The organism is Collinsella sp. AF20-14LB, from assembly GCF_003459505.1.
In the GTDB taxonomy this organism is placed as follows: domain Bacteria; phylum Actinomycetota; class Coriobacteriia; order Coriobacteriales; family Coriobacteriaceae; genus Collinsella.
In genome coordinates, this window is record NZ_QRWD01000001.1 from 206,088 (window position 1) to 227,244 (window position 21,157).

The 21,157-nt window shown below is 56.5% G+C and carries 21 protein-coding genes; 5 read left to right on the top strand and 16 right to left on the bottom strand.

What is annotated here, in order from left to right:
- Window positions 1-215: 215 nt before the first annotated feature.
- From DWX63_RS00935 to DWX63_RS00950, 4 genes are all read left to right on the top strand, one after another.
- The gene (locus DWX63_RS00935; protein WP_117842521.1) at window positions 216-656 is read left to right on the top strand and encodes a hypothetical protein; all 441 of its coding nucleotides are present in this window, start codon (window positions 216-218) and stop codon (window positions 654-656) included.
- Window positions 614-1,465 (top strand): transglutaminase domain-containing protein, encoded by an 852-nt coding sequence (locus tag DWX63_RS00940; protein WP_158559578.1) that lies wholly within the window; start codon window positions 614-616, stop codon window positions 1,463-1,465. Before DWX63_RS00935 ends, DWX63_RS00940 begins: the two co-directional genes overlap by 43 nt.
- A gap of 164 nt (window positions 1,466-1,629) precedes the next feature.
- On the top strand, window positions 1,630-1,827 hold the full coding sequence (locus tag DWX63_RS00945; RefSeq protein WP_117842523.1) for a hypothetical protein: 198 nt from the start codon (window positions 1,630-1,632) through the stop codon (window positions 1,825-1,827).
- Between the two features lie 60 nt (window positions 1,828-1,887).
- On the top strand, window positions 1,888-2,256 hold the full coding sequence (locus tag DWX63_RS00950; protein WP_117842524.1) for a hypothetical protein: 369 nt from the start codon (window positions 1,888-1,890) through the stop codon (window positions 2,254-2,256).
- 8 nt (window positions 2,257-2,264) lie between these two features.
- On the opposite strand, the gene DWX63_RS00955 is transcribed toward DWX63_RS00950, so the two are convergent.
- From DWX63_RS00955 to DWX63_RS01025, 16 genes are all read right to left on the bottom strand, one after another.
- Window positions 2,265-2,654, bottom strand: a complete 390-nt coding sequence (locus DWX63_RS00955) for a glycosyltransferase (protein ID WP_255413224.1) — start codon at window positions 2,652-2,654, stop codon at window positions 2,265-2,267.
- Window positions 2,655-2,659: 5 nt separating this feature from the next.
- Window positions 2,660-3,355 (bottom strand): hypothetical protein, encoded by a 696-nt coding sequence (locus DWX63_RS00960; RefSeq protein ID WP_117842526.1) that lies wholly within the window; start codon window positions 3,353-3,355, stop codon window positions 2,660-2,662.
- A 19-nt stretch (window positions 3,356-3,374) separates the two neighbouring features.
- The gene (locus DWX63_RS00965) at window positions 3,375-4,781 is read right to left on the bottom strand and encodes an oligosaccharide flippase family protein (protein ID WP_117842527.1); all 1,407 of its coding nucleotides are present in this window, start codon (window positions 4,779-4,781) and stop codon (window positions 3,375-3,377) included.
- Window positions 4,782-4,784: 3 nt separating this feature from the next.
- Window positions 4,785-7,088: a polysaccharide pyruvyl transferase family protein gene (locus DWX63_RS00970; RefSeq protein WP_117842528.1), complete on the bottom strand. Its 2,304-nt coding sequence runs from the start codon at window positions 7,086-7,088 to the stop codon at window positions 4,785-4,787.
- A 233-nt stretch (window positions 7,089-7,321) separates the two neighbouring features.
- Complete coding sequence (locus DWX63_RS11090; protein WP_158559580.1) at window positions 7,322-8,380, bottom strand: hypothetical protein; 1,059 nt, start codon at window positions 8,378-8,380, stop codon at window positions 7,322-7,324.
- A 183-nt stretch (window positions 8,381-8,563) separates the two neighbouring features.
- Window positions 8,564-9,382: a glycosyltransferase family 32 protein gene (locus DWX63_RS00975; RefSeq protein ID WP_117842529.1), complete on the bottom strand. Its 819-nt coding sequence runs from the start codon at window positions 9,380-9,382 to the stop codon at window positions 8,564-8,566.
- Window positions 9,382-10,458: a glycosyltransferase family 4 protein gene (locus DWX63_RS00980; protein WP_117842530.1), complete on the bottom strand. Its 1,077-nt coding sequence runs from the start codon at window positions 10,456-10,458 to the stop codon at window positions 9,382-9,384. The genes DWX63_RS00975 and DWX63_RS00980 overlap by 1 nt, the downstream gene beginning before the upstream one ends.
- A gap of 2 nt (window positions 10,459-10,460) precedes the next feature.
- Complete coding sequence (locus DWX63_RS00985; protein ID WP_158559581.1) at window positions 10,461-10,826, bottom strand: acyltransferase; 366 nt, start codon at window positions 10,824-10,826, stop codon at window positions 10,461-10,463.
- 152 nt (window positions 10,827-10,978) lie between these two features.
- Window positions 10,979-12,160 (bottom strand): non-hydrolyzing UDP-N-acetylglucosamine 2-epimerase, encoded by a 1,182-nt coding sequence (wecB, locus tag DWX63_RS00990; protein WP_117842532.1) that lies wholly within the window; start codon window positions 12,158-12,160, stop codon window positions 10,979-10,981.
- Window positions 12,161-12,164: 4 nt separating this feature from the next.
- Complete coding sequence (locus tag DWX63_RS00995) at window positions 12,165-13,382, bottom strand: NAD-dependent epimerase/dehydratase family protein (RefSeq protein ID WP_117842533.1); 1,218 nt, start codon at window positions 13,380-13,382, stop codon at window positions 12,165-12,167.
- 1 nt (window position 13,383) lies between these two features.
- Window positions 13,384-14,442 (bottom strand): polysaccharide biosynthesis protein, encoded by a 1,059-nt coding sequence (locus tag DWX63_RS01000; RefSeq protein ID WP_117842534.1) that lies wholly within the window; start codon window positions 14,440-14,442, stop codon window positions 13,384-13,386.
- Complete coding sequence (locus tag DWX63_RS01005) at window positions 14,443-15,219, bottom strand: WecB/TagA/CpsF family glycosyltransferase (RefSeq protein WP_117842535.1); 777 nt, start codon at window positions 15,217-15,219, stop codon at window positions 14,443-14,445. It abuts the gene before it with no gap.
- On the bottom strand, window positions 15,220-15,906 hold the full coding sequence (locus tag DWX63_RS01010) for a sugar transferase (protein WP_117842536.1): 687 nt from the start codon (window positions 15,904-15,906) through the stop codon (window positions 15,220-15,222).
- Between the two features lie 147 nt (window positions 15,907-16,053).
- Entirely contained in the window at window positions 16,054-16,644 is a 591-nt protein-coding gene (locus DWX63_RS01015) for a hypothetical protein (protein WP_117842537.1), read from the bottom strand.
- Window positions 16,645-16,968: 324 nt separating this feature from the next.
- Window positions 16,969-18,732, bottom strand: coding sequence for a threonine--tRNA ligase (gene thrS, locus DWX63_RS01020; protein ID WP_117842538.1), 1,764 nt, complete (start codon window positions 18,730-18,732; stop codon window positions 16,969-16,971).
- 239 nt (window positions 18,733-18,971) lie between these two features.
- Window positions 18,972-19,403: a zinc ribbon domain-containing protein gene (locus DWX63_RS01025; RefSeq protein ID WP_055251579.1), complete on the bottom strand. Its 432-nt coding sequence runs from the start codon at window positions 19,401-19,403 to the stop codon at window positions 18,972-18,974.
- 296 nt (window positions 19,404-19,699) lie between these two features.
- Between DWX63_RS01025 and DWX63_RS01030 the strand changes: the two genes are divergently transcribed.
- Window positions 19,700-21,157: an NAD(P)/FAD-dependent oxidoreductase gene (locus DWX63_RS01030; RefSeq protein WP_117842539.1), complete on the top strand. Its 1,458-nt coding sequence runs from the start codon at window positions 19,700-19,702 to the stop codon at window positions 21,155-21,157.

A 21,157-nucleotide genomic window follows, 5' to 3' on the forward strand; every position in this document is an offset into this window, starting at 1 on the left:
TCGCGCTCCTCGCCGACGGGCACATCGTTGAGGGCAAAGACATCAGCGCACAGCGAGGCCGAGGACCAACTCCCTCCCCCTCCCCCCAACATTCCCCAGAAAGATCGCTGATGTTGACTGGGGTTCCCGTAAAATAAACCCCAACAAAATATGTGCGGAGTGCTGGCCTGGAGCTGCCTTCGGACCCTATTGGCTGCTCACCGAGAGGCTCCGCTATGAAACGACCCCTTTACTACCTGCTCTGCGCGATCGCGTGCGCGTCCATGGTCGGCGCGACGATGCCTATGGTAGCCATCGCGGAGGCGATTCAGCCTCCGACAACAGCCGAGCAGCAAGCGCAAGCCGACGCCATGAGCAGCGACACAGGCAAGGCTGAAGACGGCACGGACACAAATGCGACAGCAGATACCGTAGAAGACAGCACCGCAACATCCACCGGCACCAGCGCCGTCAACACGGAAGACGCTGACGGTACCCCCACCGCAACCGGCACCCCCACCCCATCCCTCCGCGCCCAGCCCACCCCCACGCCCGAGGCAATCTCCACCACGCCAAAAACCACCTACGCCCACTCCGCCACCGCAACCCAAAACGGCGTCACCTTCACCGTTTCGTGGAACGACGCCCCGCGGGCACCGCGACGACCTTCCACGTAACCCAGACCAACGGCTCGTCCCGGGCCAAGGCGCGCATGGACGTGCCCACCTATTGGGACGGCGGCAGCCAGGAAAGCGTCTGCGACCCGTCGCGCCAGGCATGGGCCAGCTACCACTGCCTGGGCACCGCCGACCACGACTTTACCTTCGACTTCACGGCATCGGGCACGTACCGCATCCACTTCTACTTTATGGACAACGACAGAAACGACCCCCAAAACGACAAGGGGATCTACTACCTGCGCACCACGGCGGAGGTGACCGTAAACGGCACCGTCCGCCCAAGCGTCACGCAGATCGTCAGCAACGCCGTGGACCTGCGCAGGCAAGAGACAAACGGCTCGGAATACGACATGGCGCTGTGGCTCCACGACTGGACACTCGACCAGCTGGAGTACGACCACAGCCTCAACTGGTGTTCGGCCGAAAGCGGCCTCACCCGCCACCAGGGCACCTGCGAGAGCTACCAGCGCATCTACTCCAAGCTCCTTAACGCCGCGGGCATCGCCAACGGCCGCATCACCGGCAACGGCCACACCTGGAACGCCGTAAAGATCGACGACAAATGGTGCCAGATGGACCTAACCTGGGACGACACCAGCGACAACTGGTACGGAGACCTGGAGCAACACCTTGCCGTTGCGCGTGCGGTCTACTCCAGTCCCCCGTGCTCCTGCTCGATGAATGCACATCGGCCCTCGACCCCAAGACCGAGCGAGAAATGCTGGGCCGCATGCGAAATCTCGGCCGTACCGTCATCATCGTCACGCACAGGCCTGCCGCGCTGGAGGTTTGCAATCGAGTTGTAAGCCTTGAACCCAAATGAGGAGTGGATCGCTGCGGTTGTTTTCGACAGCGCTCTCGCCATACTCATTGATGCACGAGACACAAGGTGACTCAATCCCGCACGATGGTATTTGACGGATAGCCGAATATATGGGTCGTAAATCAAGCCCCGAAAGGAGGTAAAGATATGGACGAGACGACTCAGCACTATTTGGACTCGCTGCTTGCAATCGCGTTCCCGAACGGCCAGGCCTTTGTTGAGCGCCAGGACTTGCCTTTGGCAAAAAGGCTTATAGACCTCGGTTTGGCAGTAAATCGAATTGAGTATGCTGACTGCAGCGGAAACCGCTGGATTTGGTTGAACAAGTCGGCAATGAGGCTCTAAGTCGAGACGCAAATTGCTCAAGGCTCAATGAATAGCGGCTCGTCGTGAGTATTTGCTCGCATGAGCACTGCCGAATATCGCGAAATAGCACCGCCGTTATTGCGCTTGGGCACCGGGGCCGACATGGATCCCGGTGCCCATTTATTGCTGACATTCGACGCCGCGGCGCTACCGCATGTTGATCTCGCCCATGACGACCTGCTCGGCGAGCCGTTCTTCGTTAAACGGGTGCTAGGGCGTCACCCTTACACCAACATTTTCGACGCGATCGGCACGGATAGACCGATAGCAACAAAAGGCACCGGGACCAGTGTCGGCCCCGGTGCCCAGGCGCAATATCGGCGGTGCCGCTTCACGATATTCAGCAGTGCTCAAGCGAGCAAATACTCGCGATGGAAACCGCTAAGATCAGACATGACCATTTCGTAAATGGAGAGCTAACCAACCGTTTTATAAATCTCGAGCATTCGACCGACCCAACAGTCGATGCCGTATTGGGCTTCGAGATCGACACGAAGCGCATCGAGCTCATCCTGGGTACGCGAAGTGAGCATATCGACCGAGGCGAGCATGGCTTCCGCGAGTTCGTCAGGATCATCAGCGCGCACCCATTGGATATCCTTTATACCCTTAAGGGAATTCTGGCCAGGAACGTCACTTGCCACGACGCCGCAACCCATGTAGGCCGCTTCGACTACTGCGTAGCCAAACGCCTCAGAGCGCGAAGGCGATAAAAACAGGTCGGTCGAGCTGTAGAGCGAGGCGACATCCTCCACAACGGGTACAATATGAAGCCAAGAAGGTACTTCGCCGCGGATCGCGACCACTTTCTTTACGCATTCACTGGGATTATGCGTAGGAACTGTAAGGATGCACCCCCCCCTGCCCTTCGCTGCAGCAACTTAGCGCAAGCATCCATAGCAATATCGACCCCCTTGCGCTCGAAGTGTGAACCAAAAATGAGCGCCCGAATTGGAAAAGCCGGACGGCCGTGTACTTCGAGCCCACAGTCGGCATACCTGGAAAAGTCGATTGCATTGGGGACGCACTCAACACGAACCTTAGGATACTCGCGACGAATCGCCGACGCGACTGGTTCTGACACGGCTATAAATCGTGCCTTCGAGTAAAAGGTGTTAAACACCGCTTTCTTCACAAGCGAGATTGTCTTGCTCTTCAAACCTATCGGGGCATCGAGCGCCATGTGCCAATGACACAGGACGTTGGGGAATACCTGCGTGACCTCACGCAAGCTAAGCCCTCCGACAAAGTGCGTGTGAACGATAGCGTGATTACCGTACTTTTGCGCTAGCGCAACGCACGCGTTACGAAGTCCCTTCCTGTCAAAAGGTGTAAAACCTGTTTCGTATTCTCCCAATTCATCGAGCCATTTCATGCCTCTAGCCTTTTCGGGCAACAGGAACGAGACATCACCGTCATAGGCGTCCGCAAGCGCCCTCATCGAGCGAATAAAATTCCCCCCATAGCTTGCCGCATAGCACGCAATCAAAATTAGAGGTTTTGACATAGAAATACCCTTCGATCCATTACCTAGCGATCTTTTTGCGAACAAAACTCCAAATGCTCTTGAGTTGAAGGCGGCGCAGAAACACGACCATAGCAAGAACGGGCACTTGGATTAATTGCATACCCCATTGCATTGCCAAAAGAGCCTGGACGATCAAAAACAGAAGCGTTGCGATCTCAGTGCGCCATGAAACCTTAATACGAGCGATATTACGCGTCATCACTACAGTTCTTGTTGACCATGTAACCAAATAACCCACAAGGGTTGCAATGGCGGCGCCAACGGGTCCAATCAATAAAGTTAAGCCAATACATGTCGCAATGCCAACAGCCGCGCCCACAACAGTAGTCCAAGAAACCGCCTTGGTTTTACATGCCGCAGTGAATAGACACCCCTCAAAAAGAGAAAGACCGTTGAGCATCACTCCGACCAGCAGCAAAGGCACATAGCGCCATGCATCGAAGAAGTCGTTCGAGTAAAGAATTTTAGCCAGAGGTATATCCAGCAGCATGATAATCGAGCATGCAATTGCAATAGCGCCGGAATACAACTCATAGGTCTTTCCAAGAAAGCCATCTGAGTCCTGTGAGTCAAACTCTTTAACCGCGGAAATCGCCCATGCGCTATAGAAGATGGACTGCAGCGTGGACAAAATTGAAGGAATCTTATAAGCAACTGCGTAAAGGCCATTCGCCGCTGCGCCGCAAATTAACGTAACAACGTAGCGATCGCTAACATCGTTAATCCACCATGCGATGCTATTTGCAACGAGAGGCGCACTCAATGCAATCATGGAGCGCACGAGACCAGACCGAACTTCGACCCCAAAGCACTGCCACACTTTACCAGCCCAAAACAGGTAAAGCACAGAAAACAAGTAGCCAAGGATCATTGAAAACATGTAGCCGAGCACGCCTATTTTAAACACAACGAGTAGTAGGACCGCAGAGGCGCTCATGATGAACGTGTTGCCCAAGCCGCTTACCACGAGAGAGCGCACATGATCTTGCGACTTCAAATACATTGTCAAAACGTTGGACAACGCAGATAGGTAAAACATCCCCAAAAGGAAAACGCAATAAATCCCACTGACAGGCAAAAGGCCGAGGAAAAATAGCGCGGCGACACCCACGAGCAGGACAGCGCCTCCTGCCGCCACCATGCGGAGACCAACAGAAACAATCTCTTCTGGTCTAGCGTCTTTACCCAAACCGAACCGCAATACAGCGTCCTGAATATTAAGGGTGAGCAGTGGCACCAAGAGGCTAACGGTACTGTTCATGAGGTCAACAGTGCCGTAGTCTCCAGTAGACAGCACGGCCGTGTAAAGCGGCAAAAGTAAAAATGAAATTATCTTTGAACCGAAAGAGCTAATAGCGAAAAGCCCCGCATTAACCGCGAGCTCTTTATTACGCTTTTTCGCCATACACTAACCTCTCTTGAGTATCTTTTTAGCAATCCCCTTTAAGGGATTCAACCGCCTCATAGCCTTTCGCTCTTGTGCAACAGGCATAGCAAATTGATCGCTCATGTCTTGGATGTTAGAAGACGGATCAGATAAAGTGTCAATCAGCGCATCTCGGAACACAGGCATACGGAAGTTCTTGGTCTGCTGGCACTTGATATAGTCAGAGAAGGGCTGTTCAGAAACAGCTCCAGCTTGCCCAAGATCAGCAAGAATCTTCTCGCCCCGCTCAGTCGAAACAAGAAGCATACTAACGCCCGTCTTGTCTTTGGAAAATCGAGGGCCCCAATAATCTGCCATACGAAGATCGGCCGCACTTGTTGCCCTCCAAGGACACTCATAGCACGACTGACCGTAACATTGGCCGGCCTCAAACAACAGGAAGTAAGGATCCTCATGTTGGCTTCGGCAGGATTCAGAGGAACCATCGCTCGTATATATATATCTCTCTCTCCAGCCACGGGGCTTGTATCGAAAATCGATATGCAACTTTTGCTGGTCGAGACCAAAGCAATGATTTAACCAATCTGCGTAACGGTTGAGAAGATGACGTGAAGGAACTCCATGGCAAACAAAGTCGATATAGGTAACGTCGTCACGCCCGCCAAAGAGATTCCGCGCAGCCTGAATCTGACATGGAGTACCGAATACAAATAACGGACCATCGCAGTCGACAGCACGCTTGAGCTCATCGCGTACTTCTTCTTGAGTGTATTTACTTCCTGCAAGACTAGAGAGCCCCTCGGAGTCACCAGGGCTCACCAGCTTGCCAACGGCCCCACAGCCGTCTTCGAAGGCACAACCGAGGACATACGCACCACCAGAGGAAGCAGCCGCGGCAATCGTCGCACCGGCACCACCGCTCGAGGAGCGCATGAGCTGGCCTTCGTCTTGAGTTTTAAATGAATACAGCTTTCCTTGCTCCACGGGCAAGGCGCTCTCGTGGTGAATTAACGGGCAGACCTTACGGCATTTACCACAAGAGATGCATTTATCCTCGTTAATGCTCGCCCTCCAAAAGCCCTCTTCATCAAGCTTCATGGAAATCGCATCAACCGGACAAACGGCCTCACAAGCACCGCAGCCGCAGCAAAGCGAGCGATTTTTCTTAATACTATTTTTAACATCGTCAGCAGCAGGCTCAAGCGCAAGTGCATCTTTTAACCAATTAAGAGAGTTCTCTCGTTGAGCCAAAAGCAGCGTATTGGGATTCGTCCATTCAATTTTGCTAACAAGTTCTTCATTCGAAACATCATCGAGAGCAAGTCTTGCCTGAAGACCCATCTTTTCAAGAATGTTATAAATGCGAGAGTTCTGACTGCCGGAAGTCCCCCGCTTAAATCTTTCAAAAACGCAAAAATCGCGGTTAAGATTTATTGAGAAGGCAACGCCGTGAAAAGAATCGGTACAGACATAGTTCGCGTTCGCAATTAGCGAAACGAACTCTGAGGGGCCAACGGGGTCCGTAATACAGCCTTTTCTTTTAAGGTCTCTCTTAAATACAGGAATAACGCGCACCGGCAAGTCGAGCAAAGAAGCCAACTCGTAGACCCTTTTCCAATGGTCTTTGTTATATCCCAGCATATATGCAAGCAGATAGGGCTCCGAAGGCGCAACAGCTTCTCCGGTGAGACTATTCCAGTCAGAAGAACTCATCAACAAGGTAGGGTCAATTACGGTTTCAACATCCCTCCCCGTAAGCTCAGATACAATTTTGCTGCCAGATTCCTCGCGTGTAGAAAGCGCATCAAACCTGCCGCAGAGCTTCTTCATGCGACGAGCAACGTCCCCGTCTTCAATTCTGGGACATCCCACGCTGGGGGCATAAGCCACCTTCAGTCGATTTTTAGATACATAATCGAAGAAATAACGAGGATTATGCCCGGTAGGGTTCCAAATCTGATCGCTACCACAAACGAAAGTGCTATAGTCATCGTTCAGCTTTTCGAAATCGGACAGCGTTATGCACTTTGTAGTAAAAGTAAGCTGTTCATCAAGAAATTCGTCGAACAGTTTTTCTCGAGAATCCGGGGCATAAACTCTACTCTGAAGCTTATTTAATGCCTTGTTGCATAGCTCGCCGTAAACAGAAGCCGAACCTTTATAAACAGGCCTTTTCACGCAGTTTCCCACGGGAACGTAATTAACAACGTCTACTTCTTTTCCAAGTCGACTTAGCACGTGATATAAAGCAGTAACCTGCAGCGCGGTACCATAGTTGTGATAAGAAAACCATGTCGAAAGCGCGACTTTGTCCTTTGGTAGCATACAAAACAATCCAATCTAAGAGTAAACGTGTGAAATAGAAGATAAGTACAGCCTATAAAGGGATTGAGCTGAGGAGGCTAATTTGGAAGAAATCCTCCTATCAGCAAAATAGCTAATTTGACTTACATGAGCAGCGCACACAGATTGATATCTATTGGGCTATTTCTTTAAGTTGCTGGTTAAAACATCAGTCAAACCAGTAAATCAAAAATAGAAAATCCACTCCGAGATACTTAGCCGATGCAAGTCCGCTCCGGAAATTCAAAAAGGGGCCTGCCTAGAAACAAGTTCACATAGCAAATAGCAAAAGTAAAAATATGTACTTCAGAAAAACCAAGTACCAGCATGATAATCAAAGCCGGTAAAACTCTTCCTGAATCATAGCCTCGCCATCTTGCGCATTTCCATACTGCCCAAACGAACCATAGAGAGAAAGCAATACCGAGAACAAATAAACCTGATGCATAAGCACAGTCAAGAGTTGTGTAATAGTACGTCCAGCCGTTGACGCCAATACTCGTTGATTCAATAAACTTATTGCCGAACAGCGATAAACCCTGATGAACATAACAGGCGTGCCATAGGGAAATTCTGCCCGTTAATAAGCCGCCCAAAGAACTGGTATAAAGAGGTCCCGAAACCAAATAAACGATAAGAAAAGCGCCCAGCGGGAGTAACCCAACTAGTATTCTCGCTTGAGCAGTATCAAATAGTCGAAAGAGTCTCTGTATGACTGAAAGTACAACTAGCAAACATATTAATATCGAAGAAGTTTTCGAGTCCGATAAAGCAAAAACGAACAACGCAATCAGAAGGATTAGGAAATAGTGGATAAATCCAATTCGATTTTGATACAAATATACAAATGCACTACAGGACATTAAAACCATAGCGCCAAACATATTTGGGTGTGAGAAATAAAAGGACCAACGTTTTTTCAAAATTAGACCGCTGTCGGACAAGCGAGTAAAATACTTAATACCCTGAGGGTCACAAACCATCTGAATGGCAAACATAGTAATTACAAACAGCATCAAAGCCACGGAGAGAAATAGCCAGTATCGAACTACACAATCTATATCAGTTATCGAAGCCGTTGAAAGAACGGCTAAAATAACAACAAAAGATGCAGTCTCGCCGGACACTAAATAACTAATGAAACCAATACTGACAGACAAAACAATCAGAGCTATATGCTTGCTATATAGATCAAGCTTAGAAACACAATGAAGCAGAAGAAAAGCGCTGGCGATTAATAGTAGACTTTTATCCAGAGCATCGGGAAGTTCCACGAGCGTTGTTATTGAGAGGACAGAGCGCAAATATAGAACACTGAAACCAATGACATACAAAGCTGGTAACTTCAGAAATGAATGCATTACCGCACTGTCGTTATTCATTTCTGGTTTAGATTCGCTATTAATCTGGCTACAATTTGAACAACAGTTTTTTATCTGAGTTGTTATGGCCATCATTCACCTCCTATTTGTCGGCTGTTTCACGTTATTCTTCGTCAGCTTAATCAAGTTATCCGTACCGGAAATCAAGCCGTTATGCTTAATCTCGGCGATCGTCCTACCTACTATCTGTGCAGCTCGTCTACCAATAAAAGGCGATAATAGGCGGACAATTTTTCCCTTAGTCCTAAATTTAGGTTCAGCCCAAGAAGCAGAATAGTGATGCACACTGTAGGTATCATTTTTAATGTGATACCCGCCAAATCCATATACCGGATTAAATGCAGAGGAAGGAAGCAAAGTCCATTCGCCAACGTTCTGCCCTCGATTCTCGCGTACAAACCCATGAGCCTCGAGAACGCGAGTAAACATCTGATTAACGGTATGATCATTTAGAAAACCTGGGTCGTCACTGAATTGTGTGGAGTCATACGCATCAAGTACTTCCGCAAGCAAAGGGTTATGACGCGGTGCAGCAACTATCAACCCTGTATTCACCGTTTTTGACAATTCTTCAATTGCCGAAAACGGTGAATATGTTTCACAGAGCGAAGTTATGTCACGAACAAGTTCGCTCCCCAGGTCCATGTAGACCCCACCGAAGTTATAAACGGCCCAGAAGCGCACATAATCTGCTACATACGCATATTTACCGGCAGCATAGGCCGCCTTAGTCCACGGCGTTGACTCGATATCGAACAACCGCTCATCGCAACATGTGATGCAATAGCCAGGTGCATATCTTTCCCATGAGAGAAGACATTTCTGAGCAGTCGCAGAAAGCTCCCCATCACCAAACCAACAGTAGTAAATCGTTTTAGGCGTTCTCTCGACCACTAATCCACCAACTCCTTGTAGAGTTGAACAATCGCATCTACATTTCTCTTAACGTTAAATCTTCCCGAAATAGTCGACCTGCCGGCGCGACCGATGCTCAAACGAAGGTCCTCAGAACCCATCAGCGTGCACAACAGCCCTGATAGCTTTGATTCATCATCGACAGGCATAAGGTACCCATTTACTCCATCCCTGATGACCTGTGGAATGCCTCCAACCGAAGTTGCGATCGTCGGAATACCTCGCGCCATAGCTTCGAGCACGCTCATAGGCATGCCTTCGTTTTTCGAGGGCAGACAGTACACAGCAGCGTGCTCGAAAAGGGCCTCACGCTCGTCGCCCGTGACCCAGCCGCAAAACTCACATCGGTCGGCAATGCCGAGGGCCTCAGCGAGCCGTTTATTCTTCTCGACCTCGCCGTCACCGCCAAAGACGACCTTCGTCTCCGGGAAGCGCTTCAGCACTTCCCTTGATGCGCGCAAGAGCACGTCAGGGCTCTTGCGCGCATCAAGACGTCCTAAAAATAGGACGTCTTGATGCGAACAAGGCGAACACGCCTTTGCTGGAACCTTAACCCCGTTATAGACGACATCGATTTTCCCCGGGTCGCAGACGTTTTCAGCGAAGTAATCGCGCCACTCCTCCGAGAGCACCACGACGCGATCCGCTATGCCGAAGGTCTCCCTTACATCGCGGCGGTAGGCGTCATCGCTCTCTTCGAAGGCCTTCTTGAACTCACCGTCATGATCGTGCAATATCACGCGCTTGCCTGCCTTATGGGCTATACGCGCCATGATAGACTTGCGCCTGTAAGAGCCACGCGCGCTGATGTGCAGGTGAACGATGTCATAGGAGGGCATGGTCATCGCGTAATGAGCAAGAGCCCGGGAGAAGGCGAAGGATTTTCCGAGCTTAGAGTGGCCAACCCCTGTCCCCAAGTACTTGAAGGCATCACATGCCTCGGGGAGCCCCCCATCCAGATAACCATGTACGACGGAAACGATTCCGCCATGCAGAGAGAGGTCGGGGCCGACCATTAGAACTTTATAGTGAACCTTATTAACAGTTGAATCCATTGTTATCCTTTAAGCCGCGAACCTAGACAGCGAGCAGGAACCCCCCCCCAGATTGAAAACTCGGGCTCTATGTCCTTGGTCACTACAGCGCCTGCGGCTATGACGCAGTGGTCAGAAACGTGAACACCCTTGAGAATCGTCACTCCGCTGCCCATCCACACATCGTCTCCGATGATGACATCCTGGTCGTTCTCGGGGAGCTTGTCCTCATCGGAGAGCGTCATCATGGGCCGGTCGAGGATATCGGTGCGATGGTCGCCGGAAATCACGGTCAGGTTGGGGCCGCTCATGACGTAGTCACCGATGCGAATCTTCGCGCGGGTCGTGAGCAGCGTGGTCCTGGGGCCCAGGTATACGTCGTGGCCCATGTAAATGTTCCCCGCCCCGGAGACCTCACTGTGTCGACCGAGCGTAACATTATGTCCGCATTCTGCGAAAGAGCGACGAAGCGCGGGTAGCAGGAGCAGCTTATTGTAGGCACGGGAGGCGCCATCGAGAATCCTATAGGCGACACCCATGGCTATGCCTTCCTCCACACCATTTTGTCCACCACGCCGGTGTAGCTTTGGACGATCTTCACGACCTTGGTGCTCACTGTCTCGTCGGCGTAGTCGGGAACGGGCGCCTCGGGGAGCGACCCCTCGGCGTCGAGTTCGACGGCGGTGTGGACTGCCTGCAACAGCCCCTTCTCGGAGATGCCGGCAAGCGTGAAGCACGCCTTGTCCAGTGCCTCGGGGCGCTCGGTGGAGGTGCGGATGCACACTGCCGGGAACGGGTGGCCGATAGAGGCGAAGAAGCTGGACTCCTCGGGCAGGGTACCGGAGTCCGACACCACCGCGAAGGCGTTCATCTGCAGGCAGTTGTAGTCGTGGAAGCCCATGGGCTCGTGCATGCGCACGCGCGGGTCCAGCTTGAAGCCGGTGGCCTCCAGGCGCTTGCGGGAGCGCGGGTGGCAGGAGTACAGGATCGGCATGTCGTACCTCTCCGCCAGGGCATTGATGGCGGTGAACAGGCTCGTGAAGTTCGCCTCGGTGTCGATGTTCTCCTCGCGGTGCGCCGAGAGGAGCATGTAGCGCCTGGGCTCCAGGCCGAGCTCGGAGAGAATGTTCGACGCCTCGATCTTGTACAGGTTGGCGCGCAGGACCTCCGCCATGGGAGAGCCCGTCACGTAGGTGCGCTCCGGGGCGCAACCGGTGTCCTTGAGGTAGCGGCGGGCATGCTCGGAGTATGCCAGGTTGACGTCTGAAATCACGTCGACGATGCGGCGGTTGGTCTCCTCGGGCAGGCACTCGTCCTTGCAGCGGTTGCCGGCCTCCATGTGGAAGATGGGGATGTGCAGGCGCTTGGCCGCGATAGCGGACAGGCAGCTGTTGGTGTCGCCCAGGATCAGCAGCGCGTCGGGCCGCACCTGCACCATGAGCTTGTAGCTCGCGGCGATGATGTTGCCCACGGTCTCGCCCAGGTCGGCTCCCACGGCGTCCAGGTAGACGTCCGGGTCGTCCAGCGACAGGTCGCGGAAGAAGATGCCGTTGAGCGTATAGTCGTAGTTCTGCCCGGTGTGCGCCAGCAGGCAGTCGAAGTGGCGGCGGCACTTCTTGATGACCTCGGACAGGCGGATTACCTCGGGGCGCGTGCCCACGATGATGAGCAGTTTCAGGCGGCCGTCGTCCTTGAATGCGATATCGGAATAGTCCTTGCCCATGCGGCTAGACCTCCTCGTAGTAGGTGTCGGGGCTCTCGGGGTCGAAGGGCTCGTTGGCCCACATGACCGTCACGAGGTCCTCGGTGTCGGACAGGTTGGTTATAGAGTGCGTGTAGCCGGGGATCATCTCCACGGCGCGCATGTCGGAGCCGGAGACGACGTACTCGTCGACCGGGTAGGGGTTGCCCTCGGCGTCCTCCCCCACCTTCCTCAGCCTGATGCTCGCGGTGCCGGAGACCACCAGGAACCTCTCCCACTTGCTCATGTGCCAGTGGTTGCCCTTGGTGATGCCGGGCCTGGACACGTTGACGGAGACCTGGCCGCGCTCCGGCGTGCGCAGGAACTCGGTGAACGAGCCGCGCTCGTCCACGTTGGGCTTCAGTTTGTAGGCGAAATGCCCCGGCTCGTAGTAGGACAGGAACGTGCTCCAGAGCTTCTTGGAGAAGGAGCCGTCGGTGAGGTCGGGGACGGCAAGCGTCTCGCGGCTGTCGCGGAAGCTGCCCAGCAGGTAGACGATCTCGCCCAGGGTCCTCACGTCGGTCCCGGGGACGTAGCAGAACTCCTCGCCCCCTACCCTCTCGAGCCCCTCGTAGCCGCAGCGGTGCTCCTGCCCCAGTAGCGCCCCCAGCATCTCGTCGACGAGGTCGTCGATGTAGAGGAGCTCCAGCTCCACGGAGGGGTCGTTCACGGTGTAGGGGCGGCCGTTCGCGATGGAGTCGCAGAAGGTCGCCACGGCGGAGTTGTAGCGCGGGCGGCACCACTTTCCGTAGAGGTTGGGGAAGCGGTAGATGAGCACCGGGGCGCCGGTGCGCTCCGAGTACCCGCGGAAGAGGCCCTCCCCCGCGAGCTTGGACTCGCCGTAGACGGAGCCCTCGAAGCGGCCCGACAGGCTCGCCTGCGCGGAGCTGGAGAGCATGACGGGGCACGTGTTCCCGTAGCGCTCCAAGGTGCCCAGCAGCGTGGAGGCGAACCCGAAGTTGCCCTCCATGAACTCGGACTGGTCCTTGGGGCGGTTGACGCCGGCCAGGTTGAACACGAAGTCGGCGCGGGAGCAGTATTCCTCCAGCTCCTCGGGCGTCGAGTCGACGTCGTACTCCATGACCTCGAGCGGGAGCAGGCCCGCGTATCTCTCGCGACGGTCCTTGCCGTCGCGGACGTTCTTCAGCGCGCAGCAGAGGTTCCTGCCCACGAAGCCCTTCGCGCCGGTGACGAGTACGCGCACCCTACTGCACCGCCTCGTGCTCGCGGCCCTCCAGGGCCAGCTGCACGTACTCGGCGGTCTTGATCTTGGCGATGGTGCCGGCCACGTCGAGCCTCTCGGTGTTGTGGGAGGTGTAGGACTCGTCTGCCTGGGTCTCCACCTCGCCGTCCACGACGAACTTGTCGTAGTTCAGGTCGCGCGAGTCGCAGGCGACGCGGTAGTAGCCGCCCATGTCCTCGGCGCGCAGGCGCTCCTCGCGGGTCATGAGGGTCTCGAAGAGCTTCTCGCCGTGGCGGGTGCCGATGACCTGGGTGCCCGTGCGGCCGAAGACCTCCTGCACGGCCTCGGCGAGGTCGCCGATCGTGGATGCCGGGGCCTTCTGGATGAACAGGTCGCCGGGGTTGGCGTGCTCGAAGGCGAACTGCACCAGGTCGACGGCCTCGTCCAGGTTCATGAGGAAGCGGGTCATGTTGGGGTCGGTCACGGTGAGCGGCTCGCCCTTGCGGATGCGGTCGATGAACAGCGGGATGACGCTGCCGCGCGAGCACATGACGTTGCCGTAGCGGGTGCAGCAGATGGTGGTGCGGCCGGCGCCGTTGCGGGCGTTGGCGTAGATGATGGACTCCATCATGGCCTTGGACTTGCCCATGGCGTTGATGGGGTATGCGGCCTTGTCGGTGGACAGGCACACGACGCGGTCCACGCCCTCGTCGATGGCGGCGTGCAGGACGTTGTCCGTGCCGATGACGTTGGTGCGGACGGCCTCCATGGGGAAGAACTCGCAGGAGGGCACCTGCTTCAAGGCGGCGGCGTGGAAGATGTAGTCCACGCCGTGCATGGCGTCGCGCACGCTCTGGGCGTTGCGGACGTCGCCGATGAAGAAGCGCACCTTGGAGGCGAGCTCCGGGGACCTCTCCTGCAGGAGGTGGCGCATGTCGTCCTGCTTCTTCTCGTCGCGCGAGAAGATGCGGATCTCTGCCAGGTCGGTATCCATGAAGTGCTTGAGCACGGTGTTGCCGAATGAGCCGGTGCCGCCCGTGATCATGAGGGTCTTGTCTTTAAATGCGGTCGTAGGATTCATTTACTTGCCTTCCTTGCGCTTGGCGCCCGTGAATTGGTAAAAGAGAAATTTGGTATTGGTAACGAGATATCGTTTGAATAGTCGCTTCGGTTCCTGGATAAGTCGGTATAGCCACTCAAGACTCAGGTTCTGCATCCATATCGGCGCCTCCGGCACCACGCCAGCGAGGACATTAAAGGCGCCACCGACGCCAATCATTAACGGCTGTGGCCCTCCTTTGAGCTCGTGCATGAGGACTTCCTGACGAGGGGCTCCGAGGGCAATCCATGCGAAATCGGCTCCAGAGTCGGCAATACGATTGGAAAGCTCAGCCTTTTCGATTTCGCTTAACGAACGGAAAACAGAGGGCTCCATTCCTGCGATGTTAAGATTCGGGTAATCCCTTAGCAGCGTTTGCTTAAGGGCGTCGAGGTTCTTCTGCTCGTTTCCGTAGAAGTAATGACTCCATCCGTATTGACTGGAAATCTCGAAAATCTCACGCATTAAGTCCGGTCCGGTCACGCGATCCATCGAATCGACAGTCTTACGACCAACCACCGACAGGGGCTTACCGTCAGGGACGGACATGAGCGATTCCGCCTGACAGGCCCAATAACTCGGATCGTCATGAGCCATAACGGACGTGTGTGCATTCGAGACGCATATGTACTCGCCATGGAGATTATTGATATGTTCCGCAAGGAAATCGATGCAGTCGGACATGTTTGTCCCGGTGATCGGAACGTCAATCACCGGGACACGATTTAGCTCAGAGTATTTTGAATAGTCCTGAAGCATCTAGCACGCACCCTTGCCGGTGATGACCTCGATCACCGTGAGGACGACGATCTTGAGGTCGGTTATGACGCCTCGGTTGGCGATATATTCAAGGTCACGACGGACCATGCCATCGAACCCTGTCGAGTTACGCTCCGTGACTTGCCACCAGCCGGTGATGCCCGGCTTCACGGCCAGGCGCTGCAGGTCGTACTCCGTGTACTCCGCGACCTCGTTGGGTAGCGGCGGGCGCGGGCCGACGACGGACATCTGGCCCAGGAACACGTTGACGAACTGCGGGAACTCGTCGATGGAGTGCTTGCGGATGAACTTGCCGATCTTGGTGACGCGGGGGTCCTCCCTCATCTTGAACATGGCGCCGGCGATCTCGTTTTGCTCCTTGAGCTCGGCGAGGCGCTCGTCGGCGTCCTTGTACATGGAGCGGAACTTCCACATGCGGAAGGTGGACAGGCTGCCGTCGGGACGGGTCTGCCCCACGCGGATCTGGCTGTAGAACGGGTTGCCCTCGCTCTCCAGGCGGATGGCCGCGGCGAGCACCAGGCTCGGAATGGCGATGACGGCCAGCACGCAGCCGCTGAACGCGATGTCGAACGCGCGCTTGACGGCTCGGTAGCCCAGGCGCGAGCGGTCCCAGTCCATGATGGATTGCATGGCCCTGTAGCGGCCGCCGCCCTCACGCCGGCCCATGGCCTGAGCAATCAGCGCCGCCCCCGCGGGCCCATTACTCTCTGTTAGTTCTTTTTCAGCCACAATAAAACATACGTTCCTGTCCCCAGGAACCCCCCCCCGTCCATGAATTCAAAATGCGAACGAATTGCCGATGCAACGTCTCCCTTACGTTTTGCTAGGTACGTCTAACGGAAGCAGCTCCCTAAAACCGGAGTCGCCTTCGCCCACGTCTACCAGGCACCAGCGCTTGCGACGATCAATCTTGTGCACACGGGCCTCTTGCCCCACCAAGGGCCCCTGCTCTATGTGCAATACACCGTCTTCTATGCGGGCCACACTGTTGCGCACCACGCCGTCATCGTCGAGCACGCTGCGGTACCAGTCCTGTGCATCGTCCGGCATGGGCGCATAGGCCCGCTCCTTGCTGCCGGCAATGCGACAGCCAAAGCTCAACTGGGCCAAAGCTCTATCGAGCAAGGCGGCATCGCGCGTGGCGACGAAGAAATATTCCTTGTACATAGGTTTGGTTTGGAGCGACCAGGCGCCGTCCCGCTTAAACCAGAACTCCTTTTGCATCACAAAAGCGTCCCGCATCAGCTCGTGCGGGATAATGCGGCGGACCTTTTCGCAGGTCTCGCGCTCTTTACCGTTGGGGGTGTGGACCAGATACCAGCGGACGCGGCCGTGCTGGCTGTTGGTAGTGGCGCCACTAAAGGCACCGGGCAGCTGCTCTTGGCGCCGCATTGTCTGTTCCATCTCTCGCCCCCCTTCCTTGCTCCGCGACACACGCGGATGCAGGGGCGTTAAGAACAGGCTTCTCGCTCGCAGCTAGGCGCAGTCGCAAAAGTACAGGTTTTTGTATCTTTCGACGTTGCTCATTATACGAGGAAACTGCTCGCGTTTTCCCAGATTGCACAAAATACGCCGCGAATGGGTGCATCTCCATACGCCTCTACAAAAACCTGTACCTTTTTGCACAACAAAAAAGCCGCACTAACCAGCGGCTTTTCTTCTATAGACAACAAAAAAGGCGACCGCCCTATAGGACGATCGCCTTTGTTAATTCTTGTGTTGTTTATGCTAGGCGCGAGTCTTGATCTCCTCGAGCACCTTGGCCACAAACTCATCAACGCTCATCTGAACGGTCTCGTTGGAGCGGTCGCGGACGGAGATGTTGCCGGCCTCGACCTCCTTCTCGCCAAGGATGAGCATGTAGGGCACGCGGTCGATGCTGCGAGCCTCGCGGATCTTGTAGCCAATCTTCTCGTCGCGGTCGTCACAGACCACACGGATGCCGGCCTCCTCCAGCTTGGCGCACACCTCGTGAGCGTAGTCGCGGCTCTTCTCGGAGACGGGAAGTGCCTTGACCTGCACGGGGGCCAGCCAGGTGGGGAACTTGCCCGCAAAGTGCTCAATCAAAATGCCGATGAAGCGCTCGATGGAGCCAAAGCACACGCGATGCAGCATGATGGGGCGCTTCTTGGTGCCGTCGGCGTCCACGTACTCCAGGTCAAAGTTGAGCGGCATCTGGAAGTCGAGCTGGACGGTACCGCACTGCCAGGTACGGCCGAGCGAGTCCTCCAGGTGGAAGTCGATCTTGGGGCCGTAGAAGGCGCCGTCGCCCTCGTTGACCTCGTAGTCCATGCCCAGCTTCTCCAGAGCGGCACGCAGGCCCTCCTCGGCGCGAGCCCAGTCCTCGTCCGAACCCATGGAGTCCTCGGGGCGGGTGGAAAGCTCAACGTGGTACTTAAAGCCGAACTTTTGGTACACGGAGTCGATGAGGTTGACCACGCCCACGATCTCGTCGGTCAGCTGGTCGGGACGCACAAACAGGTGGGCGTCGTCCTGGTTAAAGCAACGCACGCGGAACAGGCCGTGCAGGGCGCCACGCAGCTCGTGGCGGTGCACCAGGCCAATCTCGCCGGCGCGGATGGGCAGCTCGCGATAGGAGTGCGGCTTGGAGGCGTACACCAGCACGCCGCCCGGGCAGTTCATGGGCTTAATGCAGTACTCTTCGTCGTCGATGACGGTGGAGTACATGTTGTCCTTGTAGTGGTCCCAGTGGCCCGAGGTCTTCCACAGCTGCTTGTTCATGATGAGCGGTGTGGAGATCTCCACATAGCCGGCCTTGTGGTGAATCTCGCGCCAGTAGTCCAGCAGCGTGTTTTTAAGGATCATGCCGTTGGGCAGGAAGAACGGGAAGCCGGGGGCCTCATCGCGCATCATAAAGAGGTCCATCTCGCGGCCGATCTTGCGGTGATCGCGCTTCTTGGCCTCCTCCAGCATGTGCATGTGCTCGTCGAGCTCTTCCTTGGTGGCAAAGGCGACGCCGTTGATGCGGGTGAGCATCTTGTTGTCCTTGTCGCCCTTCCAGTAGGCGCCCGAGACGCCGGTGAGCTTAAAGGCCTTGAGCGCCTTGGTGTAGCAGATGTGGGGGCCGACGCACATGTCGATGTAGTCGCCCTGCTGATAGAAGGTGATGCGGGCGTCGTCGTCCAGGTCGCCGATGTGCTCGACCTTGTACTTCTCGCCGCGCTCCTCCATAAGGGCGATGGCCTCGGCACGGGGCTTCTCGTACACGGAAAACTTGAGGTTCTCCTTGACGATCTTTTTCATCTCGGCCTCGATCGCGGGGAAGTCGTCCTCGCTGATCTTGACGCCCTCGGGCAGGTCGACGTCGTAGTAGAAGCCGTTGTCGGTCGCGGGACCGTAGGCAAAGTCGGCCTCGGGGTACAGGCGCTTGATGGCCTGCGCCATGATGTGCGCGGCGGAGTGACGGATGACGTGCGTGACCTCGTCCTGCGGGAGCTCGGCCACCGAACCGTCATTGTAGAGTGCCTTCATGGGTATGTTTTCTCCTCTCGGATGCCTAGCGCAAATGCGTGCGATGCGCTCGGCGTTTTTGACTTGCATCATTATAGGCAGGTTGCCTTGGTATACAAGCGCCCGCCGCACCTTAATGGCACGGCGGGCGATTTTCTACGCATGCTTCATCGTGTGGGGCGGCGCGGGGCGCGTGGCGGCCGTGGGATGCGCGGGGTGCGCGGAGCCCGTGGCTTGCGGCCGGCCCGGCGATGGATGCGTTACTGGATGCGAGTTCGGCAGTAGGGGCAGACCTTCCAATGCGCATCGAGCGGGCGATGGCAGCTGGGACACACGTTGCGAACCTGGGTATCGCACACCGGGCAGACGACGAAGTCCTTCTCGATGGGCGCGCCGCACTGCGGGCAGGTGCCGTACTGGGCAAGCTGGCGCTCGCGCAGGGCCATGTCCAGCTCCTGCTCCTCGCGGTCGGACGCGTAGGAGTGCGGGCGCAAGACCAGGTAGGCGATGAGGCCTACAAACGGGATGAGGGCGATGATGCCCCATGCCACGTAGGCGCTGGCGCCGCGGCGGCGAGCGTCGATGAACACATAGACGACCGACAGCACATACAGGGCGATGATAAAGCCAACGAAGGCATAGACGACGCCCATAAGCTGCGGCGACATGAGCTCGGAGATGTACTTGGACATTACGGGTACCTTTCGGGGTAGTTACAGCTCGAGTTAGTGTAACACGGGGGTTAACGATTTGGCAGGTCGCAGGCATGGTCGGATAGAAACATCTCAATCTGTAACGGGTGGCGGCATCGACCGCGAGCTTGGGTGGTGTTGCCCGCGGTCTAACGAGGTCGACATCCGTGCCGGGTCTCACCTCGTCTGCCGTTGGCGGGTGTTGCGGGGCTGTTCGCCGCATTGCCGCCGCACTGGGGGTGTGCAGACCGTAGGATAGTCGTATTGACAGCCTGTCAACTCGTCTGGGAGGCACTGTGACAGAAACGTTTGATATCGCGATTGTGGGCGCGGGCATCACCGGATGCGCCATCGCGCGGCAGCTCGCGCGGTTTGACCTGTCCATTTGCGTGGTCGAGGCGGCTAACGATATTGCGCTGGGCGCGTCGAAGGCCAATGGCGGCCTGGTGCACGCCGGCTACGATCCGACACCGGGCACCGTAAAGGCGCAGGTCAACGCCCGTGGCTGCGAGTTGTACGGTACGTGGGCGCAGGAGCTGGGCTTTCTGTTCTGCCGCACCGGGTCGATGGTGTTGGGCTTTAACGACGAGGACCGCGCGCATCTGGAGCAGCTACGGTGCAACGGCCTGGCCAACGGAGTGCCCGAGCTGTCGATCGTCGGACCCGACCGCATCCACATATTAGAGCCGCGCGCCAGTGCCAATGCAACGTGCGCGTTATGGTGCCCATCGACTGGGTTTGTCGACCCGTTTGAGGTTGCCATCGCCGCGCTGGAGAACGCAGCTGCCAACGGCGTGACGTTTATGCGGTCTGCGCCGGTGGAGGCAATTGAAGTTGCCGGCTCGGATGACGGAGCCACGCGCTTTACGCTGGCGACGCCCGCCGGAGACGTGCGCTGCCGCTACCTGATCAACGCCGCGGGCAACGGAGCCGCCGACATCTCGCATATGGCAGGCGCCGAGGAGTTCCAGATGGTCTGGCGTCAGGGCAACATCGTGGTGCTGGATAAGGAGCCGCGCACGCTCATGCCGCTCTACCCCGTACCCACGCCGGTGTCCAAGGGCGTTATCGTGACAGGCACTGTGCATGGCAACACCGTGATCACCGCCACGGCTGCCGTGCGCGAACCGGGCGACACGCAGACCTATGCGAGCGATGTGAACGCGCTGCTGACCGGCGCGCGCAAGCTGGTGCCCGACCTGGACACGCGCCGCGTGGTGCGCGCGTTCGCCGGCGGGCGCCCGGTCATTCAAGGTACGAACGACTTTTTTATTGGGCAGTCGGCCGTGGTGCCGGGCCTGTTCCAGGCGGCGGGCATTCAGTCGCCGGGCGTGGCGAGCGCGCCGGCCATTGCCGAACGCATGGAACAGGTGCTGCGCAATGCGGGCGTGACCCTGCGCGAACGTGCCGATTGGGACCCGATCCGCCTTGCGCCGGACGACTTTGACCGCGCGCCGCTTGCGCGCAAGGAAGAGCTCATTGAGTCCGATCCTGCGTGGGGGCAGATTGTCTGCCGCTGCGAGACGGTGCCCGAGGCCGAGATTGTGACCGCGATCCGACGTCGCCCGGGCGCAGTTTCGGTCGAGGGCGTTAAGCGCCGCTGCCGTGCCGGCATGGGTCGGTGCCAAAGTGGCTTTTGCCAGAGCCGTGTGGTGGCGATCCTTGCCCGAGAGCTGGACTGCGACCCCAGCGAGGTATTACTGGAGGACGCCGGATCTTGGCTGGTTGAGGGACCGCTGAAGGGGGTGCGCTAG